The sequence below is a fragment of the Chitinophaga sp. 10T418 genome, assembly GCF_056394125.1.
Genome location: NZ_JBFTHG010000011.1, coordinates 25,221 through 39,853 on the forward strand (window position 1 = coordinate 25,221; position 14,633 = coordinate 39,853).

At 38.5% G+C, this 14,633-nt stretch carries 12 protein-coding genes and 1 pseudogene; 10 read left to right on the forward strand and 3 right to left on the reverse strand.

The window, feature by feature from the left end; translation table 11 throughout:
* Positions 1-66 precede the first annotated feature (66 nt).
* Positions 67-2,721: an outer membrane beta-barrel protein gene (locus AC1DCV_RS26830; protein WP_477026066.1), complete on the reverse strand. Its 2,655-nt coding sequence runs from the start codon at positions 2,719-2,721 to the stop codon at positions 67-69.
* 461 nt (positions 2,722-3,182) lie between these two features.
* Between AC1DCV_RS26830 and AC1DCV_RS26835 the strand changes: the two genes are divergently transcribed.
* From AC1DCV_RS26835 to AC1DCV_RS26865, 7 genes and pseudogenes are all read left to right on the forward strand, one after another.
* Complete coding sequence (locus AC1DCV_RS26835) at positions 3,183-4,076, forward strand: NAD(P)-binding protein (protein WP_477026067.1); 894 nt, start codon at positions 3,183-3,185, stop codon at positions 4,074-4,076.
* Positions 4,077-4,164: 88 nt separating this feature from the next.
* Positions 4,165-4,500: a hypothetical protein gene (locus tag AC1DCV_RS26840; protein WP_477026068.1), complete on the forward strand. Its 336-nt coding sequence runs from the start codon at positions 4,165-4,167 to the stop codon at positions 4,498-4,500.
* A gap of 79 nt (positions 4,501-4,579) precedes the next feature.
* Positions 4,580-6,313 carry a hypothetical protein gene (locus tag AC1DCV_RS26845; RefSeq protein WP_477026069.1) on the forward strand — a complete coding sequence of 578 codons (1,734 nt, stop codon included), beginning with the start codon at positions 4,580-4,582 and terminating at the stop codon, positions 6,311-6,313.
* Between the two features lie 14 nt (positions 6,314-6,327).
* Positions 6,328-6,900: a peroxiredoxin family protein gene (locus AC1DCV_RS26850; protein WP_477026070.1), complete on the forward strand. Its 573-nt coding sequence runs from the start codon at positions 6,328-6,330 to the stop codon at positions 6,898-6,900.
* A gap of 140 nt (positions 6,901-7,040) precedes the next feature.
* Complete coding sequence (locus AC1DCV_RS26855) at positions 7,041-7,313, forward strand: hypothetical protein (protein WP_477026071.1); 273 nt, start codon at positions 7,041-7,043, stop codon at positions 7,311-7,313.
* A gap of 1,163 nt (positions 7,314-8,476) precedes the next feature.
* Positions 8,477-8,899 (forward strand): transposase, encoded by a 423-nt coding sequence (locus AC1DCV_RS26860; RefSeq protein WP_477026072.1) that lies wholly within the window; start codon positions 8,477-8,479, stop codon positions 8,897-8,899.
* A gap of 257 nt (positions 8,900-9,156) precedes the next feature.
* Positions 9,157-9,590: pseudogene (locus tag AC1DCV_RS26865) on the forward strand (integrase core domain-containing protein); the annotation flags it as partial.
* 369 nt (positions 9,591-9,959) lie between these two features.
* Here the strand turns inward: AC1DCV_RS26865 and AC1DCV_RS26870 are convergent.
* Both AC1DCV_RS26870 and AC1DCV_RS26875 read right to left on the reverse strand, forming a co-directional pair.
* Complete coding sequence (locus AC1DCV_RS26870; protein WP_477026073.1) at positions 9,960-10,223, reverse strand: hypothetical protein; 264 nt, start codon at positions 10,221-10,223, stop codon at positions 9,960-9,962.
* Between the two features lie 1,091 nt (positions 10,224-11,314).
* Positions 11,315-11,674: a winged helix-turn-helix transcriptional regulator gene (locus AC1DCV_RS26875; RefSeq protein WP_477026074.1), complete on the reverse strand. Its 360-nt coding sequence runs from the start codon at positions 11,672-11,674 to the stop codon at positions 11,315-11,317.
* Between the two features lie 106 nt (positions 11,675-11,780).
* Here AC1DCV_RS26875 and AC1DCV_RS26880 point away from each other — a divergent pair, with 106 nt between their 5' ends.
* The 3 genes from AC1DCV_RS26880 (at position 11,781) to AC1DCV_RS26890 (ending at position 14,545) form a co-directional block, all read left to right on the forward strand.
* Entirely contained in the window at positions 11,781-12,926 is a 1,146-nt protein-coding gene (locus tag AC1DCV_RS26880; RefSeq protein WP_477026075.1) for an MFS transporter, read from the forward strand.
* Positions 12,927-12,983: 57 nt separating this feature from the next.
* On the forward strand, positions 12,984-13,550 hold the full coding sequence (locus AC1DCV_RS26885) for an RNA polymerase sigma factor (RefSeq protein ID WP_477026076.1): 567 nt from the start codon (positions 12,984-12,986) through the stop codon (positions 13,548-13,550).
* Positions 13,551-13,621: 71 nt separating this feature from the next.
* The gene (locus tag AC1DCV_RS26890) at positions 13,622-14,545 is read left to right on the forward strand and encodes a FecR family protein (RefSeq protein WP_477026077.1); all 924 of its coding nucleotides are present in this window, start codon (positions 13,622-13,624) and stop codon (positions 14,543-14,545) included.
* The last annotated feature ends 88 nt before the right edge of the window (positions 14,546-14,633 follow it).

Here is a 14,633-nt window from a genome sequence, read left to right on the forward strand (position 1 = left end):
AAATTGGATTAAAGAGAGCGAAGCTGATCTCTTATTGATGACTAGAGTGTGCAATTTTTTCGTGATTCAATTCTTCCCTTTCCCTAGGAAATAAGAAAATTTGACAAGGAAGAAGGGATTTAGCGTATTTGTTCTAATATCCTCGATGTAATCAACCTGTACGTTGCGAGTGATACTCTTATTTTGCTTCAGCAGGTCAATCCCTTGAAAAGCGATAATTCCTTGTTTATATCTGAATAATGATTTGGATATGGTGGCGTTGAGTATCCATACATTATTATTATACGCTGCTGTAAGACCAGAGGAATAATTATAGCTTAAGAAAGTGCTCATGGTAATGCCAAGTGGAAAATTGAGATTGACGGTTGAAGATACTCCAAAATTTAAATATGATGTATTATTATCAGCCATATTGGAAAGACGAATATTGTTATAGTTGATATTACCCGATACTAGGTAATCAAATAGTTTCGTGGATTCAGATCTATAACTAATTGACTGTGTAATTGATAACTTGTCATTTATGTTTTTCTCCCCATTAATATAGTTCATAGATTTTTGAAGGGTGGATTGCGTAATAGTGGTGATTGAATTAGTTCTTTTTTTTACAGGCAATCCACCCGTTAGGTTAAAACTGATGGAGTAACCTCCAGAATGATTAAATGGCTGCGTTATTTGTTTCCCAATAGAGTCGGTTTTTGAGTCATTAATGATTTGATTATTAGTGAAGTCACTACTGATTGAAATGTATAACGAACGTAATGATATTGTGTTGAAGGTGTTGTAGGAAAAATTGATTCTGTGTATGCTCATAGGCTTAAGCCCAGGGTTTCCGAGTTTTACATTTAATGGATCGCTGACGTCTGGAATGGGTTGTAATTGAGTGATGTCAGGAAAGCGAACTTCTTTTGAATAACGTAACCGAAATTCCTTGTTGTTATCAAGGGTGTATCCCAAGTTGACTGAAGGTAATAATGCGGCATTGTTCTGAGAAAGATTGTTTGGTCTGTTTAGATCACTGTTGTTAAAATTATAGAAGAGGCTGGATAGCGAAACATCGTAATTAAATTTGCCTTTTTGGAAAAACCAGCTTATCCTCTCACAATGTTGAATAGATGTGTTTCTAAACAAAACACTCATAGTGTCAATATATTTATCATATAATTTAGTTGTTGTATTATAGTTGAATGTGGATTTGTCGTAAGAGCTATTTGTCTGATCTCTCCCAAAGAAAAAGGTGAGAAATCCACCTTTTATGATCGGCTCCGTGTAATTAATATATACTAGTATTTTTTTATTTTTGTTGTTTATGTTACTATTTTGATTAAGTGTGTCACCGCTCGTTTCTCCGTTATATAGGAAATATGAATTTCTTGACGTGTTAAACTGGGATGCCACACTTACGCCTGCTGAATAACTTAAATTGATATTTAGTGAGCGACCATTTTTTTTAAATCTTTTTTCATAGGTTAAGCCGCTAGATAGGGCTTTTAATTTGCTCTCTCCACTATTGTTTACTAGTCCTGTGTTTATATTTCGGTTGTTTACAGTCGATTCATAGGAGCTTGCGATAATATCCCGATTGTTTGACAATAGATTATTACTTGAAAATGTAATTTTTTGAAGAGAATCAAGCTTATATTCAAGTTGGATAAAAACTACGTGATTGGTGCTATAACTATTGGTACTTGAATTTTTGTTATTGAATAGAATGGAATCACCAATGAAATTTTGCTTAAGATTATTTTGTTGCTCTGTGTTAAATTTATTATCCATTGAATAGCCGGCATTAATTGTTGTTTTTTTACTTAGATCTTCTATATAGCTTCCCGCTGCACTCCAGGTTCTTGTTAATCCACCGCTGCTAACGTAATTAATATCAGGTATACCATTTGTATTATTACCATTACCTATCAACAATATCTGTTGATGTTCTTTAAAGCGGCTTACATTTGCTTTCGTGGCAAATCGATCAGACGAACCAATTGATCCTCCCAATTCGCCTGAAATTATATTTTGTTTATTTTTCTTAATTGTGATGTTGATCACTTTGTTGGTTTCGCCACTATTTAGACCATTTTCTGTATTTTTAGTAATCACCTGTACTTTATCTATTAGATCTGCTTGTAAATTCCTGCTGATAGTTTTTGGATCGCCACTACCAAGCAAAAGGCGGCCGTTAACCATAACTGATTTTATCACTTGTCCGTTCATACGGATAGTGCCATCTTGATCTATCTGTATACCAGATATTTTTTTGAATAGATCCTCTACCGAAGCATTATCCTTTGTTTTGAACTGACTGGCATTGAATTCTATTGTATCCTTTGTGATTTTTACCGGAGGTTTTGCTTGTAATATTTCTACCTCAGATAAGGTAAGGCCTGTTCTTTTGATCTGTATATTGCCTACATCGACATGCTCAGTTTGTAACGGCACTTTGGCGTTGTACATCAATGGTTGATATCCGATATAGGTGATGTATAGAATGAAATTTTTCCGAGGAAGGCTATCAAATATGAAATTTCCATTTTTGTCAGTGAAACTTAGCGCTGCGCGAGATGAGTCTTTGGCGTATAAGCAAATAATTGACGCATTTTGTAGTCCAATATTGGTTTCTTTGTCATGGATACTACCTTTAATCTGCATGGTAAGAGGAGACTGTGCCAACGCTTGTATGGTAAACAAAAGAATAAATAGTAAGATCAATAATTGCTTCATGTTGACAAATTACCGGTGCATGTAAATAATAGAATTTACATGCAGTCTAATAGCAGTATCAGTTGGGAATTAATAATTGCTTGAAAGTTTCAATATTTTATCATAAAAGATGATCGCTGTGTGGGGATTGCAGTGATTAACTATAATTTTGGATAAATAATCTTTAATAATATCTTTTTTCCAAGAGTTGAAGTTCAATGATCATCAACAGTTGTAGATTGAGTTACCCAAAACCTCAGACAACATGAACCATGTCAATATTTAAGAGACGCTGAAACGGTTCCATCTGATAGTATAATCTATTGGTTTGGGGGTATGGTGTCCCGTTTTTATTAGCAAAAATAATTCCATTATTTTATTGTTTATTCATATGAGATTATGGCCAAAACGTATTGTATAATAATTGATATTATTTACATAATATTTGGTTGAATAGCTATGATACTAAATAAGAAATATCGATGAATACATCTGATTTTCCAATATCAACAGAGAGCAATAGGTTGGGKGATAGCGTATTTGCCCAAGATAAAGAGAGACGTAAGAAAGCTATCATCATTGGTGCGGGGCCTGCGGGGTTGGTGGCGGCATATGAGTTATTAACACGAACGGATATAATACCAGTCGTTCTTGAGAAATCAGATGCTATTGGCGGGAATTCAAAGACAATTGACTATAAGGGTAATCTTATTGATATTGGGGGGCATCGCTTTATTTCTAGGTCGGAAAGAGTAACAAACTGGTGTTCCGATTTTTTTTTCACAAGAAAGGTGGACAAGGATGTAGTTTCAAAAGTTGGTAGTTCTGGAGGGGATGATATCATGGTGATTAGGCGTAGTAATTCATCAAGGTTTTATTTTTTTCGCCAGTTTTTTGCATGCGATAAAAGGATGAATTATAATATTATTTCTAGTTTTGGAATTATTAAATCCCTTATTTTCTATTTCTCTTATTTGAAAGCGAAGTTGTTTCCTCGCAAAGCTGAACATAACTTAAAGGATTTTTTAATTAATCGATTTGGGCATTTTTTTTATAGCTTTTTCTTTGAGAATTATGTAGAAAAATTGTGGGGTATGCCTTGCAATGATCTTCCCGCAGAATTAGGACTGGAATTGATTGATGAGATTTCTCCTGGCCATTTTTGGTATCCGAAATTGGGACCTGGCCAAATTTGGGAGGAAGTGGCGAATCAAATTGAGGAGATGGGAGGGCGTATACAAAAAGGGTCTGAGGCAATTGGAATTTCGTCGACCAAAGATAAGCTCATTACGGCAGTTCGAGCTTTGAATTTTGATACGCAGGAAATTAGCACATTTGAAGCGGATTATTTTTTTTTCTACTATTCCAATGTCTGAGTTTATTAATGACGTAGCGGGAGAATGTACCTGGGGGGCTGAGGATAAGGTGGGAGGCTTTCAAAGTAGGTGCTGCATATCTGTATGTATGTTGTTGGAACGTTTGTCTATTAAGGATGTCGGAACGGGTGAATACAAGYTCCTTGAGCTAAAGGACACTTCGATTTATATAAAAGAAATGAGTTTAAAAGCTGCACGTCTACAAATATTTAATAATTGGAGTCCGTTTATGGTAAATGATCCGCACACCACATGGATGGGAATAGAGTACTTTTGCGGACGAGCAGATGATTTATGGAGTTTGACGGATGAGCAGATGAAACAATTAGCTATGGAGGAATTAGAGAGTTTGGGGTTAGCTACTGCCTCAAGTTTGTTGGATGCTACCCTAGTAAAAGTAGAGAATTATTTGTTCTTTCTATAATGACAGACATCTACGAAATAATATAGTAAAAGAGTATACGGATCATTTTGAAAATCTTTTTATAATAGAACGAGATAACATGTATAAGGATGGCGGTTCAGGCGAGAAAATATTAGCTGCCATGGTCTCAGTAGATAATATTTACGAGGATACAGCAAGAAAAGAAGGTGTCTTGGGCTCTAATAAAAAAAGAGACTATTGTGGAAAGAGTATGGATGCTAGATTTTCCAAGAATGTAGACATTTATTTAACGCGAAAGTACAATGATGAAACCTTATTTATGCAAGAAAATTTGATAGACTATATATTTAAGAATCCTGTAAACAAATGGTTTGTCTGGTTGGCTATTCCTGCTGTTTTTTTACAGTTGATTGTCTTTAAGTTTTTGTATCCATTTGCTGGGTTTATAAATGGCGATTCCTACGTGTATATAGAGGCAGCTTATCATAATTCTTTTGTTAATACTTATCCTATTGGATATTCGAAATTTCTTCGCCTGATTAGCGTTTTTACCCACTCCGATACAGTAGTTGTTGTATTACAGTACGTATTATTGCAAGTCAGTACGTTAGCATTAATATTTACATTGTTTTATTTTTATAATCCAGCAAAATTGACAAGGATACTGTTGTTTGGAATTATGCTATTTAATCCGGTGTACTTATACCTTGCGAACTATATATCAAGTGATGCTTTTTTTCTTTCACTAAGTTTGTCTTGGTTCACTTTATTGATATGGATTATGAATAGGCCTAATAAATGGATGATATTTGTAAATGCACTTCTCCTTTTTATGGCATTTATAGTACGATATAATGCTTTGTTTTATCCTGTTATAAGTATAATTGCCTTGCTATTAACCAAGAAAAGAATAATGATGAATATTTCGGGTTTTTTAGTAAGCATTTTACTAATAGGGATATTCATATGGACAACAACAAATCGGTATKAGAAAGGAACTGGCCATAGACAATTTACGCCCTTTACAGGTTGGCAATTGGCAAATAATGCGTTATATGCATATAGATTCGTAGACAGTGCAAATAGAAAAGATGTGCCGCCTAGATTACAGGAATTGGACAAAATGGTGCGTAACTATTTTGATTCAAGCAGAGATATAAGAACGCATCCAACAGAGGCATTAATTGCGAATACTGTATATATGTGGGATCCAAACTCACCACTTTCAATATACATGGAGAGGAAATTTAATAGCGATTCTACTGCATCAGCTTTGAAGAAATGGGCGTCGGTTGCTCCTATGATGAAAGATTATGGGTCATTCCTGATTAGATCTTATCCAATAGAGTTCACTAAATTTTATTTAATACCTAACGCTATAAAATATTATGCGCCTCCGGTTGAGTTCTTGGATCATTATAGTACTAATGTGGATAGCGTTAATGAAACAGCTAAAATTTGGTTTGACTATAAAAGCAATAAGATTAGATGTTATTTCAAAGATTTTAAAGTAACTGTACTTGACTTTTATCCAGTATTGACTGGTACAATGAATGTTGTACTTGTGTTTAGTTTGATTAGTTTCATCATACTACGTGGTTATAGGAAACATCGGGAACTAAAGAAGGGATTGACATTATTGGCAGCATTATGGGCAGTGAATTTTGGGTTTAGTGTTTTTGCATCCCCAATTGCACTTAGGTTCCAGTTGTTTYCGATTATAATCTCCCTCGCATTTACATTTTTACTTGTGGAATTCCTGATAAAAGCCGCGAGAGGAACAACAGATGGAGAAATGGATTTTTTTGAGAGCACTGATGTAAAGGCGTCAGCGCAAGTATCAATATTATAAACAAATATCTTTAAATGAAAGTGTATATTATGAGGGGAAAGGGCATTTTATTTATAATTATTGTATCTGTTGTGGGTTTGCTTTTTTATGCTGGAGCATGTAAGCTAATGGGATATCCCATTTTCGGCAATGCGAGGAAGGCGGGTTACGTTATGCCCGTTTATTCCGGTCGTGAAGGGGAATTATTGCCCAATGTGGACCTTTTATTGTTAGATAGTACCACACACATAAATATTGCAGATATTCCAGGAGGAAAGCCAATAGTGCTCTTTTATTTTGGACCATATTGCCCGTATTGCCAAGCACAAACAGAAGATATCATTAAACACATAAAGTCCCTGCAACATATAGAGATCTTTATGGTTACAGTATATTCATATACGGAAATGAAATCCTTTTGCAATAAGAATGAGTTGGATAAGTATAACAATATTAAAATCGGGCTTGACTATAATCTTCAATTTGGGAAGTACTTTAATACTACGGTTGTCCCATGCACTGCAATTTATAATGCTAACAGAAAATTAAATTCAGTTTACCTGGGAACTCTTAAGTACGATCAAATCAAAGAGGTTAGTGAAGATTAATTTGTTGCGCAATATAGGCTGATTGGATACTTGCAAGGAAGATCAGCCAAACAAGATGGAGAAGCCGAAAACCATTATAAACGAGTAGGCAAGTTCATGAAATAAAGTTTAGCTTTTTGAATTAAAAAGCATCTATCATTATGAAACAAGCAAAATTCGCATTAACAGCTGTAGCCCTTCTGGCCGTTATTGGTGGCGCATTGGCATTTAAAGCTAATAGGCAACCAAATACCTTTTTCAAGTATACTACAACCCTTATCGGTGGTCAAGTTACTGGAGTTTGTAAGGAAGCGGTTAAATTGGACTATGTAACCAATCCAGCTGGTGCTATAATTACTACTTACTCTTCAGCACTTAACACTTTAAGTGGTACTGCTACTTGTACTGCTCGTGTGGCAGTTAGCCCACTTTAATTTTGATTTAGGATAAATCAAATATTTTGGTATTTGTTTCTATCTGAGATCTGTAATTTAAGTATTAGGAGTCGCCTCAATTTTGAGACGACTCCTAAATTAGTTGTCATCTAAACGTTTAGGAGGAGGGAATCGTATATATTGGAATATATTTTGCAAGCCTGATTCTGCATTGTGAAGAAATGATCAATTGGAAGCTGCTACCTTTGATTGGGAAGATAGTTAGGTGTTTTTCTTAACTTTTACGACAATGCAAATAAGAAATTGTTATGATAAATCTCCTAAACTGATGGTAATAGGGGCGTACCGGAGCGGAAAACCCGTGCAAACTGTAGTAAAAGAATGGGCATAGATGTATGTTTGGTTCGCCGTTAATATGGCAGCTGTCAAATGGTTTGCGGAGCTTAGGTCTACGGGGCTATACGCATCCGGATCCAGAGTTGTCAGAATAATGAAGAGTAAAAGGTTTCGCTGTATTATTACTGGTAGGCTCAACGTATTTACCACAGATTCTAATCATGACCTGGAAGTATCTTTCAATATTCTCAATAGTGTGTTTGCACCCGTGGTGCCATCGGAGAAATGGCTATCTGATCTAACTTACATCCGGGCAAAAATGGCTGACGTTATTTAACAGCAATCATGACTTGTTTGACCGAAAGATTGTTGGATGGTCAATGAGTATAGGTATGATAGTAGGAGAAACCGTCATCCGGAATATGGCTATTAAAAAATGGACTGGCAATCCCAAGTATGATTTTTCATTCAGATAGAGGGAGGCTGGATGCCAGCGGGAAGGTCAGAGATTTACTAAAAGAGAGGGTTATAAAGCAGAGGATGAGTAGAAAGGGTAATTGTTCGAGTAATGCAGTTAAAGAGAATTTCTCTAAGATTTTTAGTTCAGAAACAGATTACAATACCACGTATAATTCAAAAGATGCTGCAAAATGGAACTATTCGAGTTCATAGAAATATAGTACAGTAGGCAGCAAAATATTAGATATTAGGTTTCAAGTAAGAGGTGTTCGCGACTAACTTATCGATTAAAGGTGACGTCTTGAATTTGGGTCCATCAAGCAGGTTCTCTTGCCACAAAGTCCGTCTGTAGGCTCTGTCGGCTCCCCCAAATTTCGGCCATCAGATTTAGAGGTAACAGAAAATGATTGTTATCTTTAAATTTTACAACCACGAGAAAGAAATTTACCAAAAGTCAGATTGTATCTGCGATTAAGAAACAGGAAAGCGGTGTAGCCACCAAGGAAGTTTGCCGTGAGCTTGGAGTCAGCGAAGCTACCTTCTATAACTGGAAGGCGAAATATGGTGGTATGGAAGTAAGTGACGTAGGAAAAATGTGCGATTGGGAAGAGGAAAATGCCGAGCTTAAGAAGATGTTTGCAGAAATGAGTCTGGAATATCGGGCCTTGAAGAATCTGATAGAAAAAAAAGTTATGGCGCCCCGGGAAAAATCGGAATCTGTTAGTTATTTAACGACAGAAGAGCAGCTAAGTAACCGCAAGGCGTGTAAACTGATGAATATCTCCCCCACTACTTGCCAGTATAACTCAAAACCTAAAGATGATGGCTAATTACAGGATGCTTTATCTCAATTGACGGATAAGCATGCAGCCATAGGCTATTGGCAGTGTTGCTACAGGTTATAGAACAAAGGCTTCAAATGGAATCATAAAAGGATCTATCGGGTATATGCGATCATGAAGTTGAATATTTGTAGAAGAGCTAAAAGACGGCTGCCGGAAAGGGTTAAACAGCCATTAATTGTTCCGACTGCCCCCAATCAGAGCTGGAGCCTTGATTTTATGAGTGACAGTCTGGCAAGAAGTTTCAGTTATTAAATATAATCGATTACTTTAATCGTGAATCATTGGTGATAGAAGTGGATACGTCATTACCATCTTTACGTATTATCAGAGCGCTGAGCCAGATTATTGCCAGGCGTGAGAAGCCTGCTAATCTCAGAACAGGTAATGCCCCTGAATTTATCAGTCATCGTCTACAGGAATGGTGCGCTGAAAATGAAGTTACCTTACAGTATACCCAGCCCGGTGGGCCAATGCAGAATGCCTACATCGAGCGAAAAAATGGCAGTTTAAGGCGGAGTTACTTAACGCCTATATCTTCCACCGACTTTCAAAGGTCAGAGCGACCAGTGAAGAGTGGCGTATCGATTACAATACAGAAAGACCGCATAAGGCACTGAGATATTTATCGCCGTTAACATATGCCGATCACTATAACGAAGGCTTGAAAAATAATTGAATCTTCTAAAACCAGTGGCACTAAATAAAGGGGAGCCTACATGAGCTCTGCAAATTATTTAAGGGCTGCCATGTCGACGGCGAACCATACATAGGTCTATGCACAATTCTTTTACAACAGTTCCCATCGGTTTTCCGCTCCTGTGCAATTCTACTATCATCTGCTTGGTGGCTTTACAATGACTCTTTCTTTTTACCCATTGTCTTCAAAGTAAAGAAAAGTACTTAACTATCTGTCCAATCAAAGATACAGTTCCAAACCTCTTACGTTCTCTCACTGCAAGGCTACGATAATTTTTATTCTAGTTGTAGAAAATGACTTAACGGCATCCCTTTTTTCGGCAGACCTCTTGATCAGATATTCTTGTTTCTAAAGACTTGGTGCTACGCGAGCAGTGCAAGTAGTCACGTTTGTAAATGGTAGACTTCCATAAGTTATAAGTATTATGCCTGCAGGATGTGTGATATACCTCAATGTTACGGTAGGTTTACAAACTCCTGTAAGATGACCGCCAATTATAGTTGTTGTATAAGCATAAAATGTATTTATGCTTCTATTAGCTTTAAATGCGACAGCACTACCAACAACAGCAAGAAGTGCTACAACTTTTAATGCAACTTTAGCTTGTTTCATAATAATAAATATTTTTTATTCAAAATAATAAACTTTGTTTGGGAAATTTTTCTATTCTTTATAATGGTTTCGACTTCTCCACTTTTATTTATCATTTGAAAGGATTTATTAAAAATGTTGCGCGATTTTTTCTTTGTCATTTTGATATGAATGAGATACTATTTACATCTTGTTGTATGCTCCTCCTTATTTATTGTTAAGTATTTTGGACGATTAAATCACGGTGTATATATGCCTCATGTCGAAATCTCATGTAAAATGATCATAAGCATTTTATAGTTATCTTTTAGGTGAGTATGAAGTTGAAATTTCTAATCTCAATATGTGGAGCGCGTTTAGAATATTTTTTTCTTAATATGAAAACGACATAAAGAAAGTGACTCCCCTGGTAAAATTGTTTCCTAAGAGCGAGAATTCAAATGAATGTTGCCAAATTGCAGTCCAAATGTTATTATAACCATTCTACATAGAAAGTGTTGTGAAAATTCACAAATAATCAAATTGGTAAAAGGGTGGTATTTGTAGTCTATTTAAATACTCTTTCCCTGTGGATATTTTACAAGGATAGTAGACTAAACAATCTGATGATTAAATCACCCAATTGACATCATTATCTGCTCCCATTGTTGTTGAGAAATATTAGTAGTTAACGTAATTGAGATATAGGAATCTTTTTATCTTATATACTGGTATAATAGTTTAATTATCAAAATGATAGTTAATCTCTTTACTGCCTAACTTAATGAAAAATGTCGATCTTTCTGAGCATCGTCTAGCTAAGGGAATTCTGGTTGTGGTCAAGGTGAATTTTAGTCTCCAATAATAACAAAAGTCTTACATGTTCCAGGTACTGTTGCCAATGGCACTCTCTTCCCCTGCAAAGTGGAATTCCAGGTATCTGGTGACAAACTATGATAGGGCGTAAACGCCACCGTACACTCCCCACCTTCATACGCCGGCTTATAATAAACCGTCGGCGTAAAACGTGCCAAAACCCCACCGGCTAACCCAGCGATGAAAATAAGAACCAATATAACCCGTGCTCGTCTCATATTCCGAATTTAAGACACAACCCTGCAACCAAAATGCATTCAACCAGCAACCGGCGGATACGCCACCCCCGCTACCCCCATCATCTCCACGCCATACTTCATAATCATCTCTATCACCGGAATTGCAAGCATGCCGGTAGCAGTAATCTTGTACTCCACTTTGGGCGGTGCTACAGGATAAACGATTCGTTCCACCATCCCCAGTTCCTCCAGTTCCCGCAGTTGCGAGGTGAGCATTTTATGCGTGATGTAGGGGATATCGTTTTTGAGTTCTCCATATCGCATCACGCGTAAATGAAGGCGCCAGAGAATGGGCATCTTCCAGGTGCCACCAATATGCTTGAGGGCAAACTCGATCGGCGTATAATACAACTTACTATCATGAAAAAATTCCGGCATAACTCAAACTGATTAAGATACTTTCAAAAAAGTAAGTATCACACTAAAAAGTAAACAACCTCAAAGCATGAACCCCACCCTGCAAATTTGCATAAAAATTAGCAGGATGAAACGAACACTTTATTTACTGGCTTTAGGCATTTTCGGCATTGCCACAACAGAATTTGGCGTAATAGGTATTTTACCGCAGATAGCGGCACATTTCCAGGTTACGATAGACAAAGCCGGTTGGTTGTTGAGTGCTTTTGCGTTGGTGATTGCGATCTTCGGGCCGTTCATGGTGTTGCTGTTTGGTAATATGGATAAAAAGAAGGCGATGCTCTTTGTGCTGGGCATCTTCACGATTTCGAACGTCATCTCTTATGAGGCGATGAATTTTAATACGTTGCTGATCGCCAGGATCCTTCCTGCATTTCTGCATCCGGTGTTCTGGTCTATTGCGTTATCCACGGCGGCAACCAGCGTTAAGAAGGAAGAGGCGCCCAGGGCAGTGGGCATCGTCTTTGGCGGCTTTACGATTGCAAGTGTACTCGGCGTGCCGTTGTCTACGTTGATGGCGGACCTGTTTACCTGGAAGGCGGCATTCGGTTTATGCGTGGTGGTGAATGTCATTTCGGGAATAGGCATGGCAGTATGGTTGCCGGCTATGCCGGCAGAAAAAGTATCATACAGTAGCCAACTAAGTATCCTTAAGAAAAAGGAGCTATGGACGCAGTTGTTACTCGCCTGTCTGATGGTATCGGCGATGTATGCCAGTTACGGCTACCTGGCGGCGTACCTGGATAACGTTACGCGCATGAGCGGCAGTGAAATCAGCGCTATGTTGTTGATCTTTGGTATTACAGGTGTGGGTGGCAACTGGCTGGCGGGGAAGATGCTGAGTAAAAGTATCAGCAATACTACCATCGTATTCATAACAGCATTAGCGATAACACATATCATCCTGTACACGGCGGGTGCACATAAAGAGTTAATGATTGGTGTTATTATCATCTGGGGATTTATCCACACCGGTGGTTTCCTGATCAGCAATATCAATGTTACTTCCGCGGCGCCGGAGTCACCGGAATTCGTAAACAGTATTTTTACTTCCTGTGGCAATTTGGCGGTCACCATTGGGGCAACGGTAGGGGGAATGACTATTGCCAGAACGAACGTGCATCAGATTGCGTGGACGAGCATTGTATTGCTTGCAATGGCAGGCGCAGTATGGCTATTAAAGAATGGAAGGCAAAAGATAACACTAACTTAAAATCCCGGCAACCCCAAATCCACTATTTTGCCTCGCGTTGTTAAATTGCGACCAGCCATGCAGTCTAGTGAAGATATCGAGTTACTCAATCTTATCCGTGCCGGTGATCAGAAAGCTTTTGAAAGGTGTTTCAACCGTCACTGGCCGGTATTATATGCCTTTGCGCTAAAGATCCTGGGCTCGGCAGATGATGCCAAAGACGTGGTACAACTGGTGTATATCTCCCTCTGGTCGCGGCGGGAGAGAATAAATATAAAGGGCCCGCTGGAAAGCTACCTGCTGCAGGCTGTACGTTTTCAGTCGCTGAAGAAATTGCAGGAAGTCATGAACCGCCCGGAGGAACTGGACCGGGTACAGGAATATATATTACCCGTATTAAATGATATCTGGGAGAAGATGGAGGAAGCGGATGTATTCAGGGAGATAGATGAACAATTAAATATCCTCCCGGTAAAAACCAGGGAGATATTTCTGCTGAGTCGCCGTCACCATTTATCCATTACAGAGATTGCCCAAAAATTAAATCTCTCTGAAAAAACAGTGAGAAATCAGCTGCACCTCGCGCTGAAGGCGCTCCGGCACCATATTGCTGTAGCCATGTTACTGATAGAATTCATCAGTTAATAATTCCTTAACGTACTTCTTCGGGACAAGCACTCCCTTTCCGGGAACATATCTATAGAAGCATGTTCCGGATGAATATATCACAGTTTAAAAGAATGGTCGATAACTACCTGGCGGGAAATGCCTCCCGCAGGGAAGCGGCAATTTTACAGCAGTGGCTGGACAAGGCCATGGTGGAGAAGGAGCTTCCGGCAGATGCTGATGTACAGCGGCAGCAGGCGCTCGACAACTTACGGTTAGCGATATACGAACCCCGCAAAACCAGTATCTGGAAGTATAGTATGGCGGCAGCGGCGAGTGTATCGCTGTTGGTGGCAGCTATGGTATACCGCTTTGAACTGCAGGACTGGCTCAATCCCATACCCATCGAAATGGTGACTGCCCTGAAGTACCAGGTAAAGAAAGTAATACTGCCGGATAGCTCCGTGGTAGTATTAAACGGCGGTACCACCATGATGTATCCGAAATATTTCCGGGGACCCAAACGCTGCATCAAAGTAAATGGGGAGGCATTTTTTGATGTCACCCCGGAAACAGCCCCCTTTATTATTACCGGCCCTAACCTGAAAGTGCAGGTGCTGGGAACTTCGTTTGTAGTGACGGATAGTATCGGTATTCAGTCGCCCAGGGTAAGTGTGAAATCGGGTAGGGTAGCGGTAACAGCGGAAACGGTCACGCGGCAGCTTGGTGCAGCAGAGGAGCTGGTATTCAACAAAACAGCGCAACAAATAAAAATATATACACAGCAGGAAGTGAATACCGGCTGGATCAGTAACAAGTTAATGTTCAATGAGTCTGTATTGTCAGCAGTTTTTAGTGAGATAGAAAAATTGTACGGGGTAAAAATCATCTGCGGAAACGCGGCTACGGCGGGTTTGAAATTCACCGGCGCCTTCGAGCAAAGTGATTCTCTCGACGACATGCTCAAAGTAATTTCCCTTTCCTACAGGTTAACGATACATAAAAAGAAGGACGGAACCATTTTAATCAAATAGTATACGGTATTAAATCATGTGGCAAGCTAACTGCTAAAAGCTAACAGCTAACAACTGTTGGCAACGGCTAACTGTTGTCTCAAATCAT

Coding starts and splice junctions, on each gene's coding strand:
- AC1DCV_RS26885 (WP_477026076.1), top strand. CDS start 12,984: ATGCAGTCTAGTGAAGATATCGAGTTACTCAATCTTATCCGTGCCGGT.
- AC1DCV_RS26830 (WP_477026066.1), bottom strand. CDS start 2,721: ATGAAGCAATTATTGATCTTACTATTTATTCTTTTGTTTACCATACAA.
- AC1DCV_RS26870 (WP_477026073.1), bottom strand. CDS start 10,223: ATGAAACAAGCTAAAGTTGCATTAAAAGTTGTAGCACTTCTTGCTGTT.
- AC1DCV_RS26875 (WP_477026074.1), bottom strand. CDS start 11,674: ATGCCGGAATTTTTTCATGATAGTAAGTTGTATTATACGCCGATCGAG.
- AC1DCV_RS26890 (WP_477026077.1), top strand. CDS start 13,622: ATGAATATATCACAGTTTAAAAGAATGGTCGATAACTACCTGGCGGGA.
- AC1DCV_RS26850 (WP_477026070.1), top strand. CDS start 6,328: ATGAAAGTGTATATTATGAGGGGAAAGGGCATTTTATTTATAATTATT.
- AC1DCV_RS26855 (WP_477026071.1), top strand. CDS start 7,041: ATGAAACAAGCAAAATTCGCATTAACAGCTGTAGCCCTTCTGGCCGTT.
- AC1DCV_RS26880 (WP_477026075.1), top strand. CDS start 11,781: ATGAAACGAACACTTTATTTACTGGCTTTAGGCATTTTCGGCATTGCC.